This window comes from Pseudomonas sp. M47T1, assembly GCF_000263855.1.
Classification (GTDB): Bacteria; Pseudomonadota; Gammaproteobacteria; order Pseudomonadales; family Pseudomonadaceae; genus Aquipseudomonas.
In genome coordinates this window covers 290,097-303,196 of the sequence record NZ_AJWX01000001.1, presented here as the reverse complement: position 1 = coordinate 303,196, position 13,100 = coordinate 290,097, and the positions used below count along the sequence as shown (strand labels likewise).

General features: G+C 63.2%; 11 protein-coding genes and 1 pseudogene. 1 reads left to right on the top strand and 11 read right to left on the bottom strand.

The genetic code is table 11. The features are described from left to right. Positions 1-53 precede the first annotated feature (53 nt). From fdhA to glyA, 7 genes are all read right to left on the bottom strand, one after another. Positions 54-1,253, bottom strand: a complete 1,200-nt coding sequence (gene fdhA, locus PMM47T1_RS01405) for a formaldehyde dehydrogenase, glutathione-independent (RefSeq protein WP_008365074.1) — start codon at positions 1,251-1,253, stop codon at positions 54-56. A gap of 141 nt (positions 1,254-1,394) precedes the next feature. Then, positions 1,395-2,252: a formyltetrahydrofolate deformylase gene (purU, locus tag PMM47T1_RS01400; RefSeq protein WP_008365072.1), complete on the bottom strand. Its 858-nt coding sequence runs from the start codon at positions 2,250-2,252 to the stop codon at positions 1,395-1,397. A 114-nt stretch (positions 2,253-2,366) separates the two neighbouring features. Further along, positions 2,367-2,999, bottom strand: coding sequence for a sarcosine oxidase subunit gamma (locus PMM47T1_RS01395; RefSeq protein WP_008365070.1), 633 nt, complete (start codon positions 2,997-2,999; stop codon positions 2,367-2,369). 72 nt (positions 3,000-3,071) lie between these two features. Then, positions 3,072-6,089, bottom strand: a complete 3,018-nt coding sequence (locus tag PMM47T1_RS01390; RefSeq protein WP_008365069.1) for a sarcosine oxidase subunit alpha — start codon at positions 6,087-6,089, stop codon at positions 3,072-3,074. Next, entirely contained in the window at positions 6,086-6,382 is a 297-nt protein-coding gene (locus tag PMM47T1_RS01385) for a sarcosine oxidase subunit delta (protein ID WP_008365067.1), read from the bottom strand. Before PMM47T1_RS01385 ends, PMM47T1_RS01390 begins: the two co-directional genes overlap by 4 nt. Before the next feature lie 18 nt (positions 6,383-6,400). Next, positions 6,401-7,651, bottom strand: coding sequence for a sarcosine oxidase subunit beta family protein (locus PMM47T1_RS01380; RefSeq protein WP_008365064.1), 1,251 nt, complete (start codon positions 7,649-7,651; stop codon positions 6,401-6,403). 16 nt (positions 7,652-7,667) lie between these two features. Next, positions 7,668-8,921 (bottom strand): serine hydroxymethyltransferase, encoded by a 1,254-nt coding sequence (gene glyA / locus PMM47T1_RS01375; protein ID WP_008365061.1) that lies wholly within the window; start codon positions 8,919-8,921, stop codon positions 7,668-7,670. 351 nt (positions 8,922-9,272) lie between these two features. Here glyA and PMM47T1_RS01370 point away from each other — a divergent pair, with 351 nt between their 5' ends. Beyond that, complete coding sequence (locus tag PMM47T1_RS01370; RefSeq protein WP_008365059.1) at positions 9,273-10,310, top strand: threonine aldolase family protein; 1,038 nt, start codon at positions 9,273-9,275, stop codon at positions 10,308-10,310. Positions 10,311-10,381: 71 nt separating this feature from the next. On the opposite strand, the gene PMM47T1_RS30755 is transcribed toward PMM47T1_RS01370, so the two are convergent. The 4 genes and pseudogenes from PMM47T1_RS30755 to PMM47T1_RS01355 form a co-directional block, all read right to left on the bottom strand. Continuing rightward, positions 10,382-11,110: a methyl-accepting chemotaxis protein gene (locus PMM47T1_RS30755; protein WP_443216076.1), complete on the bottom strand. Its 729-nt coding sequence runs from the start codon at positions 11,108-11,110 to the stop codon at positions 10,382-10,384. A gap of 135 nt (positions 11,111-11,245) precedes the next feature. Beyond that, positions 11,246-12,271, bottom strand: a pseudogene (locus PMM47T1_RS30750) (HAMP domain-containing protein); the annotation flags it as partial. A 225-nt stretch (positions 12,272-12,496) separates the two neighbouring features. After that, on the bottom strand, positions 12,497-12,799 hold the full coding sequence (locus PMM47T1_RS01360; protein ID WP_008365055.1) for a cell division protein ZapA: 303 nt from the start codon (positions 12,797-12,799) through the stop codon (positions 12,497-12,499). After that, positions 12,796-13,026, bottom strand: a complete 231-nt coding sequence (locus PMM47T1_RS01355; protein ID WP_008365053.1) for a hypothetical protein — start codon at positions 13,024-13,026, stop codon at positions 12,796-12,798. The genes PMM47T1_RS01360 and PMM47T1_RS01355 overlap by 4 nt, the downstream gene beginning before the upstream one ends. Positions 13,027-13,100: the final 74 nt, after the last annotated feature.

Here is a 13,100-nt window from a genome sequence, read left to right as displayed (position 1 = left end):
TGCTGCCTACCCCTGTGGGAGCGGGTTCTACCCGCTGCCACAGGGGTATGGCATCAGGCAGCGCTAAAGAGCTTGTGCGGGTCGATGACGAATTTCTTCGGCACGCCTGCATCGAATTCACCATAGCCTTCCGGCGCCTGGTCCAGGGTGATGACCTGCACGCCCACCACTTCGGCAATGTTGATGCGGTCCCACATGATCGCCTGCATCAGTTGGCGGTTGTACTTCATCACCGGGGTCTGGCCGGTGTGGAAGCTGTGAGACTTGGCCCAGCCCAGGCCGAAGCGAATGCTCAGGCTGCCCATTTTTGCCGCCGCGTCCGCGGCGCCCGGGTCTTCGGTAACGTACAGGCCGGGAATACCGATTTTGCCGGCCACCCGCACCACACCCATCAACGAGTTGAGCACCGTGGCCGGGGCTTCATGCTGGGCACCGGCATGGCCGTGGCCACGGGCTTCGAAGCCCACTGCGTCCACCGCGCAATCCACTTCCGGCTCGCCCAGCAGGTCGGCGATCTGTTCGTGCAGCGGGGTGTCCTTGGACAGGTCGGCAATCTCGAAACCCTGGGACTTGGCGTGGGCCAGGCGTACCGGGTTGACGTCGCCGACGATCACCACCGCCGCGCCCAACAAGCGGGCCGAAGCTGCCGCCGCCAGGCCGACCGGGCCGGCGCCTGCCACGTAAACGGTGCTGCCCGGGCCTACGCCGGCCGTGACAGCGCCGTGGTAACCGGTGGGCAGGATGTCGGACAGGCAGGTCAGGTCACGGATTTTCTCCATGGCCCGGTCGCGGTCGCCCAGTTTCAGCAGGTTGAAGTCGGCGTAGGGCACCAGTACGAATTCGGCCTGGCCGCCCACCCAGTCGCCCATGTCGACGTAACCGTAGGCGCCACCGGCGCGAGCCGGGTTCACCGTCAGGCACACGCCAGTGTGTTGTTCCTTGCAGGACCGGCAGCGGCCGCAAGCAACGTTGAAAGGCACGGAAACCAGATCACCGACCTTGAGGTTTTCCACGTCCTTGCCAACCTCCAGCACCTCGCCAGTGATTTCGTGGCCCAGTACCAGGCCTACCTGGGCTGTGGTGCGGCCGCGCACCATGTGCTGGTCGGAGCCGCAGATGTTGGTGGAGACAACGCGCAGGATAACGCCATGCTCGATGCGTTTTCCGCGTGGATCCTGCATTTTCGGGAAAGGAATTGTTTGCACCTCGACCTTGCCGCCGCCGAGATACACCACACCGCGATTACCTGACATGCTTTCACCTCATTGTTGTATTTATTGGTATTGCGCCAATCGTGTGGGAGCGGGCTCTGCCCGCGAAGACAACACTGCGGTGCCTGCTTCGCGGGCAGAGCCCGCTCCCACAAAAACCGATTCGACGCCAGTTATTGCTCCTTACAAGACGACCGTGCGGTTGGCGTTCAGGAACACCCGCCGCTCAATATGGAAGCCCACCGCGCGCGCCAGGGTCTGGCACTCGATGTCGCGACCCTTGGCAATCAGGTCTTCGGCGTAGTGGCTGTGGTCCACGACCTCGACGCCCTGGGCAATGATCGGCCCCTCGTCCAGGTCGTTGTTGATGTAATGCGCCGTGGCGCCCACCAACTTCACGCCCTTGTTGTAGGCCTGATGATAGGGCTTGGCTCCCTTGAAACCGGGCAGCAGCGAATGGTGGATATTGATCGCCCAACCATCCAGCCGGCGGCACAATTCAGGGGACAGCACCTGCATGTAGCGCGCGAGAATCACCAGTTCGGCGCCCTTCTGCTCGATGACCTTGAGCACCTTTCGCTCCTGCGCGGGCTTGTCGTTGGGGTCCAGGGGGAAATGGTAGTAGGGAATCTCGTGCCAGCGAGCCAGGGGCTCAAGATCCGGATGGTTGGACACCACGGCCACCACGTCCATGGGCAACTGGCCGATGCGCTGGCGGTACAGCAGGTCGTTGAGGCAGTGGTCGGCCTTGGAGACCATGATCACCACCTTGGGACGGTAGTGCGGGGCAGTCAGTTCGAACGCCATGCCGAATGCAGCACCGCGCTCAGCCAGGCCTGCGCGGAAAGACGCCTCGTCGAAACCGTCGGGCTGGCGGAATTCGACCCGGATGAAAAAACGTGCCGACAGGCGATCATCGAACGAATGGTGCTCGGTGACGTAGCAACCCTGTTCGAACAGGTAGCGGGTCACCGCGTCCACCGTGCCGAGCACGCTGGGGCAATCGGCGGTGAGAATCCAGGTATCGGGGGCGCGGCTCATGGGTACGACTCCAGTTCGGTGGTGTTGCCTTCGCGGGCAGAGCCCGCTCCCACAGGTGACTACCTACACCTGCCATTGTGGGAGCGGGCTCTGCCCGCGAATAGGACCTAAAAGTCAGCCAACGATCTCAAGGCCATACTCGGCCGACGCATCCTGCAGCCACAGCCACCAGTAATCGGAGAAGCTGCGGCGTACCACCAGCTCCCACACGTCTTCGCTGGGGCGGCGGATCACCAGTTGCGATTTGGCGAACACCGTGCCCACGGCCTTGCCCACCGGGAAGTTGTCCGGGTGCACGTCATAGCTGGTGGACTTCATCAGCACCTGGCGCACGTTCGGGCCGCTCAGTTCCAGCAGGCTCTGGCCGCCGCTGACGTTGACCACGGCGAAGTGCTGGCCATCCAGCGCCTCGCGCAGGCGGTTTTCGCTGGCCACTTCTTCGCCTGCCGGCACTACCAGCAGCCATTCATCCGGGCCCAGCCATTGCAGCGAGGTGTCGCCGCTGCCGACCATGGCCAGGGCACCCGGCAATTCCAGGCCCAGGGCCTTGAACACGCCACCGGCAAAGGCCTGATCGTGGCCATTGCCACGCAGGGTCAGGTGGCCCAGCAGTTTCTTGTCGCGCAGCTTCACGCCGGCGTTCTTGCGGCCCTTGCCCACCAGGCTGGCGAGGTCGGCGTGATGCAGGGGCGATTCGACCTTGGCGCCCGAGGCCGGGCGTTGTTCGTATACGTTGACTGTGGTCATGTGGACACCTGTCAAAAAAATCATAGAACCCTTAAAGCCTTTACTCCCACGGGGGAGCGAGGTCCTTGGGGGTCAAACGTTCTGTTGTTCGCCTTTGGGGTCGAAGAACACTGAGCTGCAGATCTCGGCTTCGACGAAGCTGCCATCCACCAGCGGTGCCCAGACCTTTTCGCCCATGCGCTTGAGGCCGCCCTTGACCACGGCCAGGGCAAACGAGTGGCCCATGGTCGAGCTCATGTAGCTGGAGGTCACGTGGCCGACCATGCTCATGGGGATGGCTTGCTGGGTGTCGAACACCAGTTGCGCGCCTTCGGGCAATACCTTGTTCGGGTCTACCGGGCGCAGGCCCACCAGCTGCTTGCGCTGGTCGCGCACGCAGTCTTCGCGGTTCATGCCACGCCAGCCGATCCACGAGAACGGCTTGGTACGGCCCACGCACCAACCCATGTTCAAGTCATCCGGGGTCATGGAGCCGTCGGTGTCCTGGCCAACGATGATGAAACCTTTCTCGGCCCGCAGCACGTGCATGGTCTCGGTGCCGTACGGGGTCAGGTTGTACTGCTTGCCCGCCTCGATGATCTGTTCCAGCACGCCCATGGCATAGTCGGCCTGGATGTTCACTTCGTAGGACAGCTCGCCGGTGAACGAGATACGGAACACCCGCGCCGGTACACCGCCGACCTTGCCTTCCTTCCAGGTCATGAACGCGAAGGCGTCCTTGTCCAGGTCAATGTCGGTGACGTGGCTCAGCAGCTTGCGGCTGTTGGGGCCCGACAGGGTCAGGGTGGCCCAGTGGTCGGTGACCGAGGTGAAGTACACCTTCAGGTCCGGCCATTCGGTCTGCTGGTAGATTTCCAGCCACTGCAGCACACGGGCGGCGCCGCCGGTGGTGGTGGTCATCAGGAAGTGGTTGTCGGCGAGACAGGCGGTGACGCCGTCGTCGAAGACCATCCCGTCTTCCTTGCACATCAGGCCGTAGCGGGCCTTGCCCACGTCCAGCTTGGTCCAGGCGTTGGTGTAGATACGGTTGAGGAACTCGCGGGCGTCCGGGCCCTGGATGTCGATCTTGCCCAGGGTGGAGGCGTCCAGCAGGCCCACGCTGTCACGCACGGCCTTGCATTCGCGGGCCACGGCGCAGTGCATGTTCTCGCCACGCTTGGGGAAATACCATGGGCGTTTCCACTGGCCAACGTCCTCAAACTCGGCGCCGTTCTTCACGTGCCAGGCGTGCAGCGCGGTGAAGCGCACCGGTTCGAACAGGTGACCGCAGTGACGGCCAGCGATGGCGCCGAAAGTGATCGGGGTGTAGTTGGGGCGGAACATGGTGGTGCCCATCTCGGTGATCGAGATGCCACGGCTACGGGCTGCGATGGCCAGGCCGTTGATGTTGCCCAGTTTGCCCTGGTCGGTACCGAAACCCAGCGCGGTGTAGCGTTTCACGTGCTCGACCGACTCGAAGCCCTCGCGGGTTGCCAGTTCGATGGCTGCGGCGGTCACGTCGTTCTGCTGGTCGACGAACTGCTTCGGCGCACGGGCAGTGGGCTTGTCGTGCGGCACCTGGAACAACGCCAGGGTCGGCTCTTCCTGACGGTTCAAGGCCTTGGGCAAGGTGCCCTCGACAATTTTGAAGCCCGCTTCGGCGGCCGCGCGGGCGCCCCCTTCAAAGCCATCGGACAAGGCATCGGCCAGGCTGTAGACGCCGTTGATGCCACCCACGCACACGCGCTTCTGCGGTGCATCGCCAGGTACAAAGCCGAGAATGTCTTCACGCCACACCGGCTTGCCGCCCAGGTGCGATGCCAGGTGAACGATGGGGCTGTAGCCACCCGAACTGCCGATCAGGTCGCAGTCCAGCCACTCGCCAGGGCTGGTCACTTTGTGCGCTTTCACGTCGATGGCAGCCACGCGAGCAGCGGTAACGTGCTTGCTGCCACGGGACTCGATCACGGCGCTGGAGGTCAGGATGCGAATGCCCTTGGCTCGCGCCTCTTCCACCAGTGCGCCGCGCGGGTTGTGGCGAGCATCGGCGATGGCCACCACTTGCAGGCCAGCGTCGAACCAGTCCAGGGCCACGCGGTAGGCGTAGTCGTTGTTGGTGGACAGCACCAGTTTCTTGCCCGGCGCCACGCCATAGCGGCGCACGTAGGTAGAGATGGCACCGGCCAGCATGTTGCCCGGCACATCGTTGTTGCCGTACACCAGCGGACGCTCGTGGGCGCCGGTGGCCAGCACCACGCGCTTGGCACGTACACGGTGGATGCGCTGGCGCACCTGGCCGATCGGCGCGCGATCACCCAGGTGGTCGGTCAGGCGCTCGTGAATAGTGAGGAAGTTGTGGTCGTGGTAACCATTGACGGTGGCGCGTGGCAACAGGGTGACGTTGCTCAGGCCCTTGAGCTCGTTGATCACCTGCACCACCCACTCGGCGGCCGGCTTGCCGTCCAGGCTTTCGCGGGTATCGAGCAGGCTGCCGCCGAACTCTTCCTGCTCGTCGGCGACGATCACACGGGCACCGCTGCGGGCAGCCGCCAGGGCTGCGGCCAGGCCGGCAGGGCCGGCGCCAACCACCAGCACGTCACAGTGCTGGTTGAAGTTGTCGTAGGTGTCCGGGTCATTCTCGGTCGGCGAGCGACCCAGGCCTGCAGCCTTGCGGATGTATTTCTCGTAGGTCATCCAGAAAGACTGCGGGTACATGAAGGTCTTGTAGTAGAAGCCCGGCGGCATCAGCTTGCCGCCGACCTTGCCGAGAATGCCCATCATGTCGTTGTTGACGTTCGGCCAGCCGTTGGTGCTGGTGGCCACCAAGCCCTGATACAGCGCCTGCTGGGTAGCCCGCACGTTGGGGATCTGGGTGGCTTCGGTAGCGCCGATCTGCAGGATGGCGTTCGGCTCCTCGGTACCGGCGGCGATGATGCCGCGAGGGCGCGAGTACTTGAAGCTGCGGCCCACAATGTCGACGCCGTTGGCCAGCAACGCGGCGGCCAGGGTATCGCCCTCATAGCCACTGTAGGTCTGGCCGTTGAAGGTGAACGTAACTTTCTTGCTGCGATCGATGCGACCGCCGCTGGACAGGCGATTGACCTGGCTCATGCTTTATCTCCCGCGGCAGTGAATTGGGGCTTGCTGCCGATCGGATAGGTTTCGAGAATCTCGTACGTCACTGTGTCGCGAGTGGCGTTGAAGTACTGACGGCAACCGGCGGCGTGAATCCACAGTTCATGGTGCAGGCCACGGGGGTTGTCGCGGAAGAACATGTAGTCGCCCCACTGCGCGTCGGTGCAGGCGCCAGGGTCCAGCGGGCGTGGAATGTGGGCCTGGCCGGAAGCGTGGAACTCTTCTTCGGAGCGCAATTCGCCACAATGAGGACAGAAGATATGCAACATGTAGGGGTTCTCCTGTAATTAGTGGGCGACCGCGGCAGCGCCGTGCTCGTCGATCAGCGCGCCGTTGTGGAAGCGCTCGATGGAAAATGGCGCGGCCAGTGGGTGCATTTCACCCTTGGCCAGGCTGGTGGCGAATACGTTGCCCGAGCCGGGGGTGGCCTTGAAGCCGCCGGTGCCCCAACCGCAGTTGAAAAACATGTTCGGTACCGGGGTCTTGGAAATGATCGGGCAGGCGTCCGGGGTGGTGTCGACGATGCCGCCCCACTGGCGGTTCATGCGCACCCGCGAGAGCACCGGGAACATCTCGACGATGGCCTGGATGGTGTGCTCGATCACCGGGTACGAACCGCGCTGACCGTAGCCGACCCAACCGTCGATACCGGCGCCGATCACCAGGTCGCCCTTGTCGGACTGGCTGATGTAGCCGTGCACCGCGTTGGACATGATCACGCTGTCGATGATGGGTTTGATCGGTTCGGAAACCAGTGCCTGCAACGGGTGCGATTCCACCGGCAGGCGGAAGCCGGCCAACTTGGCCATGTGCCCGGAGTTACCGGCAGTGACCACGCCCACGCGCTTGGCGCCAATGAAGCCCTTGTTGGTTTCCACGCCTATGCACACGCCGTTTTCCTTGCGGAAGCCGATCACTTCGGTTTGCTGGATCAGGTCCACGCCCAGGGCGTCGGCGGCACGGGCGAAGCCCCAGGCCACGGCGTCGTGACGGGCCACGCCGCCACGGCGTTGAACGGTAGCGCCGATGATTGGGTAGCGGGTGTTCTTCGAGCAGTCCAGATACGGGATTTCTGCCGCCACCTGCTTGCCGTCCAGCAGTTCGCCGTCCACGCCATTGAGGCGGTTGGCGCTGACCCGGCGTTCGGAGTCACGCATGTCCTGCAGGGTGTGGCACAGGTTGTACACACCGCGCTGGCTGAACATGACGTTGTAATTCAAGTCCTGGGACAGGCCTTCCCACAGTTTCATGGCGTGTTCGTACAGGTGGGCCGACTCGTCCCACAGGTAGTTGGAGCGCACGATGGTGGTATTGCGCGCGGTATTGCCGCCGCCCAGCCAGCCTTTCTCGACCACGGCGACGTTCTTGATGCCGTGCTCCTTGGCCAAGTAGTAGGCCGTGGCCAGGCCATGCCCGCCACCGCCAACGATGACCACGTCATAGACCTTTTTCGGGACAGGCGTGCGCCACATGCGCTGCCAGTTTTCGTGGTGGCTGAGGGAGTGTTTGAAGAGGCCGAAGCCCGAATAACGTTGCATAGGGTTCTACTCCAGCTCAGCGGTAAACCGGGAAGTCGGCGCACAGGGCGGCAACGTTCGTGGCCACATTGGCTTCCACGTCGGCATCGCCCAGGTTGTCGAGGATGTCGCAGATCCAGCCGGCCAGCGCCGTGCACTGCGCCACCTTGAAGCCTCGGCTGGTGACGGCCGGGGTGCCGATGCGCAGGCCCGAGGTGACGAACGGCGACTGCGGGTCGTTCGGCACGGCGTTTTTGTTGACGGTGACGTGGGCGCGGCCCAGGGCGGCGTCGGCGTCCTTGCCGGTCAAGCCCTGGCGAATCAGGCTGACCAGGAACAGGTGGTTGTCGGTACCGCCGGACACCACGTCATAGCCACGGTCGATGAACACCGCAGCCATGGCCTGGGCGTTGTCGATGACTTGCTGCTGGTACGCCTTGAAGCCTGGCTCCAGCGCTTCCTTGAAGCACATAGCCTTGGCGGCGATGACGTGCATCAGCGGGCCGCCCTGGCCACCGGGGAACACCGCGGCGTTGAGTTTCTTTTCCAGCGTTTCGTTGGCACGGGCCAGGATCAGGCCGCCACGGGGGCCGCGCAGGGTCTTGTGGGTGGTGGTGGTGACCACGTCAGCGAACGGCATCGGGTTAGGGTACAGGCCTGCGGCAACCAGGCCGGCCACGTGGGCCATGTCGACGAACAGGTACGCGCCCACCTTGTCGGCGATTTCACGGAAGCGTGGGAAGTCCAGGGTCTTGGAGTAGGCCGAGAAGCCGGCAATGATCATTTTCGGCTGATGTTCGACGGCCAGGCGTTCCACTTCGTCGTAGTCGATCAGGCCGGTGTCGGTGTCGATGCCGTACTGCACGGCGTTGTACAGCTTGCCGCTGAAGCTGACCTTGGCGCCGTGGGTCAGGTGGCCGCCGTGGGCCAGGCTCATGCCCAGCACGGTGTCGCCTGCCGACAGCAGCGCCAGGTACACCGCGGCGTTGGCCTGGCTGCCCGAGTGCGGCTGCACGTTGGCGTAGTCGGCACCGAACAGTTGCTTGGCGCGGTCGATGGCCAGTTGCTCGACTTTATCCACGTGCTCGCAGCCACCGTAGTAGCGCTTGCCTGGGTAGCCTTCGGCGTACTTGTTGGTCAAACCGCTGCCCTGGGCCTGCATCACGCGCTTGCTGGTGTAGTTTTCCGAAGCGATCAGCTCGATGTGATCTTCCTGACGTTGCTCTTCGGCATTCATTGCCGCCAGCAGTGCGTCGTCGTAACCCTGGATCTGGTCTTGCTTGCTGAACATCGCAGTTCTCCCGGCGGCGGCGTGGCGCCTTGTGTATTGGTCGGTGCTTGCCGTTGGGCAGGCTCCTTTGAATGCGATGGTAGGGCTGGCGCTTGCAGACCAGATGCCTGCGGGCGCCACACAAAGGTGCGTTAACGACATGGCGCGCAAAAGCGCTCTGATTGAAAGGATCATTCCCTATGGGAGCGGGCTCTGCCCGCGAAGCAGACACCGCGAAGTCAGGATCTTCACGGTGCTCTTTTCGCGGGCAGAGCCCGCTCCCACATGGGTTGTGGGCAGCAAAACGTGCCCATAGGCGCCACGCAGCGTCTGGTTTACAGTGACCGGCTACACGATCACAAGGAACCGGCCATGAACGAGCAAAGCCAGCAGTTTGCCAGTGACAATTATTCGGGCATTTGCCCGGAAGCCTGGGCGGCCATGGAGCAGGCCAACCACGGCCACGAACGCGCCTATGGCGACGACCAGTGGACGGCGAAGGCAGCGGACCATTTCCGCCGCCTGTTCGAAACCGACTGCGAGGTGTTCTTCGCCTTCAACGGCACGGCGGCCAACTCCCTGGCCCTGTCGTCGTTGTGCCAGAGCTACCACAGCGTCATCTGCTCGGAAACCGCCCACGTCGAGACCGACGAATGCGGCGCCCCGGAGTTCTTCTCCAATGGCTCCAAGCTACTGACCGCGCGCAGCGAGAACGGCAAGTTGACGCCTGAGTCGATCCGCGAAGTGGCGCTCAAGCGCCAGGACATCCACTACCCCAAGCCTCGCGTGGTAACCCTCACCCAGGCCACCGAAGTGGGCAGCGTCTACCGCCCCGAAGAGCTGAAGGCCATCAGCGCCACCTGCAAGGAACTGGGCCTGAACCTGCACATGGACGGCGCCCGTTTCGCCAACGCCTGTGCCACCCTGGGTTGCTCGCCAGCTGAACTGACCTGGAAATCGGGCGTGGACGTACTGTGTTTTGGCGGCACCAAGAACGGCATGGCCGTGGGCGAGGCCATCCTGTTCTTCAAGCACGAGCTGGCGGTGGATTTCGACTACCGCTGCAAGCAGGCTGGCCAGTTGGCGTCGAAGATGCGCTTCCTGTCGGCGCCCTGGGTGGGCCTGCTGGAAAACGACGCCTGGCTCAAGCACGCTCGCCATGCCAACCACTGCGCGCAACTGCTCAGCCAACTGGTAGCGGACGTTCCCGGCGTGGAACTGATGTTCCCGGTGGAGGCCAACGGCGTGTTCCTGCAGATGTCGGAACCGGCGCTGGAAGCCTTGCGCGGCAAGGGCTGGCGCTTTTACACCTTCATCGGCAACGGTGGCGCGCGGTTCATGTGTTCGTGGGATACGCAAGAGGCGCGAGTGCGCGAACTGGCGGCAGATATCCGGCAGGTCATGAGCTAAGCCGGATCGCAATTGCTTTCGTGGGAGCGGGCAGAGCCCACTCCCACAGAGTGAAAAGTGACAGCACCAAATTACAGCTTGAAACCACCCATCTGCCGCGCCAGGTCATCGGCCAGGCCGCGCAACACCTGACACTCCTCACGCCCGCTGCGCACCTCACCCGCCGTGGCACGCGCCAGGTCGGAGATGCCCTGCACATTGCGGTTGATCTCTTCGGTGACAGCCGTCTGCTCCTCAGTAGCCGTGGCCACTTGGTGATTCATGTCGCTGATGCGCTCCACCTGATCGGTAATCGCGGTCAGCGAAGCGCCAGTGCGCTGGCTGGAGGCCACGCCGGTGCCGGTTGCTGCCTGCCCGGTGTGCATCGACGCCACGGCCGTGTCGGCGCCCTGCTTCAGGCGGCCAATCATCTTCTGGATCTCGTCGGTGGACGCCTGGGTGCGTTGCGCCAGGGTTCGCACCTCGTCGGCCACCACGGCAAAACCCCGGCCCATTTCCCCGGCACGCGCCGCTTCAATGGCCGCGTTCAGCGCCAACAAGTTGGTCTGCTCGGAAATGCCACGTATCACCGCCAGCACCTGGTCAATGGAACCCACCTGATCAGCCAGTTCGCTGACGGCCCCGGCAGCACTGCCGATGTCCACCGACATGCCTTCGATATGGGCAATGGAACGGCCGACGATATCGCGCGCCTGCAAGGCTTCATCTCGTGCGCTTTGCGACGCCTCGGCCGCACTGCCGGCGTTACGGGCAATTTCCTGCACCGTAAGGCCCATTTCGTGCACCGCAGTGGCAACCATGTCGGTCATTTCCTGCTGACGGCCAGCACGTTCGGCGGTGTTGTCCACCACCTTGGCTACGTTGCCCACCGTGCTGCGCAAGCGCTCGCTGGTGGCCAGCACGTCGGCGATCATGTCGCGCTGGCTGCCCAGGAAGCGGTTGAAGCCACGCGCCAGGTCGCCCAGTTCGTCGGCACGGGAATCGTCCAGGCGGTGGGTCAGGTCGCCGCCGCCACTGCCGATGGCCACCAGCGCCGCCGTCACTTGGCGAATCGGCCGCACCAGCCCGCGAGCCAACAGCACTACCAGCAACAGGCACACCAGGGCCACGCCCAAGCCGATCAGGCTGGTCATCCACATGGCCTGGCGCGCCTGGGCATAGATTTGCGACTCAGGCACCTCGGCCACCAGGCTCCAGTTCAGGTCACGCAGCGGCAACGCCAGTGCCAGGTAATCTTCGCCACCACGCTGGAAGCGACCGGTACTCAGGCCGGTGTGGCCCAATACGGCCTTGGCGGCTTCAGGGCCGATCTGTTCAGACAGCTGGCGCTTGCCGCTCAAGTCGGCCTGCGGGTCTACCTGGATCAGGCCGTCGTTGCGCACCAGGAACACTTTGCCGCGCTCACCGAAGCTGTAGTTGTGGATCAGCTCCGACAGCTCGCTCATGCTCAGGCCCAAGCCGGCGATGCCCAGGGTCTTGCCGGCCTGCTGCACGCGCATGTCGATGAACAGCGTCAGGGCACCGGTGCTGGTGTCATTGTCGATGTTCAGGGTGCGCGGCTTGCCGCTGTCGAGAAACTCGTAGAACCAGGCATCCTGAGCGTTCCCGCGGCTCAGGGTGCGGTCCAGGCCTTTCTGGGTGTAATAGTGGTTGGTGGTCGAACTGGCGATCAGCGCGCTGAATGCTTTGTGCTCGCCACGCACGCCCTCAAGATACTGGGCAAATGATGGCACTTGGGCACTACTTTCGCCCTCCGCCAGCCACTGTTGCACCATAGTGTTACTTGCGATGTCGTTTGCGGCCGTCAATGGCTTGACCAGAATCCGTTCGATGTCGTTGCGCATGGCCTCCACGCTGGCGGGCAGCGCTGTGTCCAGCAGGTAGCTCTGGGCCAGGCGGTTGACCACCACCGTGTAAATGCCCACCACTATCAGGATGCTGACCAGCAGGGCAGTGCCCATGCTGAGGATCAATTGCCATTGAATACTGCGGCGCCACAACTGCATGGGTGTAACCCTCTGAATGTCTACATGGACTGGCGTGCAACAGCCGTGCCGATTGTATACATCACCCAGATGAACGGTTACACAATATTACGACCGGTGGAAGCTGGCGGGCCAGCTCCCACACGTATGGGGAATAGGGAATCGAGCGAAGGCCCCGCCGCTGTTGGCGAGGCCCGACTATCAGCCGTGGCTGATGGTGTTTTTGATCACATCAACCGTGGCGTTGACTTGCTCTTGATAACGGTTGAGCGCTTCGCTGTGCTGCTGTTGCATGTCCAGCTGCTTGGAGCACAGGTTCAGCGCCGCCAGCACCAGCAACTTGTCGCCGATGAGGGAGGGGTACTTGCGTTTGGTCTCGGCCAACGACGCGTTGAGCAGGCGAGTAGCGTCGAGCAGCTTCTGCTCTTCGCCTGGCGGCGCCTTGAGCGAGTAGTCATTGCCCAGGATCGAAACGACCTTGATCGACTCCTGGCCGGTACTCATGCGCTCACGGCACCAGCGCTAGCGCGCTGAACCAGGGCCTGGATACGCGAAACGGTGGAGGTCTGCTTCTCTTCCTGTTCCATCAGGCTCAGTTGCAGGCTTTCATTCTCTTCCTTGGCGTGAGCCAGTTGCGCGGTCAGTTGACCGTTGTTTTCAGTCAGGGCGCGGTTCTGTTCAACCAGTTCGCCGACCAGTTGTTCCAGTTGACTCAGGGTGGTTTCCAACATGATCTTTTCTCGGCAGTTTCAAAGGGCGGTAACGATAAAGAAAAGTCGCCGCGCAGGCCAGGGTTTATCGGGTT

What these genes read in the sequence shown, in the direction of transcription:
- PMM47T1_RS01385 (WP_008365067.1), bottom strand. Translation starts at nt 6,382, where the DNA reads ATGTTGCATATCTTCTGTCCTCATTGTGGCGAATTGCGCTCCGAAGAA.
- PMM47T1_RS01360 (WP_008365055.1), bottom strand. Translation starts at nt 12,799, where the DNA reads ATGAGTACCGGCCAGGAGTCGATCAAGGTCGTTTCGATCCTGGGCAAT.
- purU (WP_008365072.1), bottom strand. Translation starts at nt 2,252, where the DNA reads ATGAGCCGCGCCCCCGATACCTGGATTCTCACCGCCGATTGCCCCAGC.
- PMM47T1_RS01390 (WP_008365069.1), bottom strand. Translation starts at nt 6,089, where the DNA reads ATGAGCCAGGTCAATCGCCTGTCCAGCGGCGGTCGCATCGATCGCAGC.
- PMM47T1_RS01370 (WP_008365059.1), top strand. Translation starts at nt 9,273, where the DNA reads ATGAACGAGCAAAGCCAGCAGTTTGCCAGTGACAATTATTCGGGCATT.
- fdhA (WP_008365074.1), bottom strand. Translation starts at nt 1,253, where the DNA reads ATGTCAGGTAATCGCGGTGTGGTGTATCTCGGCGGCGGCAAGGTCGAG.
- PMM47T1_RS01380 (WP_008365064.1), bottom strand. Translation starts at nt 7,651, where the DNA reads ATGCAACGTTATTCGGGCTTCGGCCTCTTCAAACACTCCCTCAGCCAC.
- glyA (WP_008365061.1), bottom strand. Translation starts at nt 8,921, where the DNA reads ATGTTCAGCAAGCAAGACCAGATCCAGGGTTACGACGACGCACTGCTG.
- PMM47T1_RS30755 (WP_443216076.1), bottom strand. Translation starts at nt 11,110, where the DNA reads ATGGTTGCCACTGCGGTGCACGAAATGGGCCTTACGGTGCAGGAAATT.
- PMM47T1_RS01395 (WP_008365070.1), bottom strand. Translation starts at nt 2,999, where the DNA reads ATGACCACAGTCAACGTATACGAACAACGCCCGGCCTCGGGCGCCAAG.
- PMM47T1_RS01355 (WP_008365053.1), bottom strand. Translation starts at nt 13,026, where the DNA reads ATGTTGGAAACCACCCTGAGTCAACTGGAACAACTGGTCGGCGAACTG.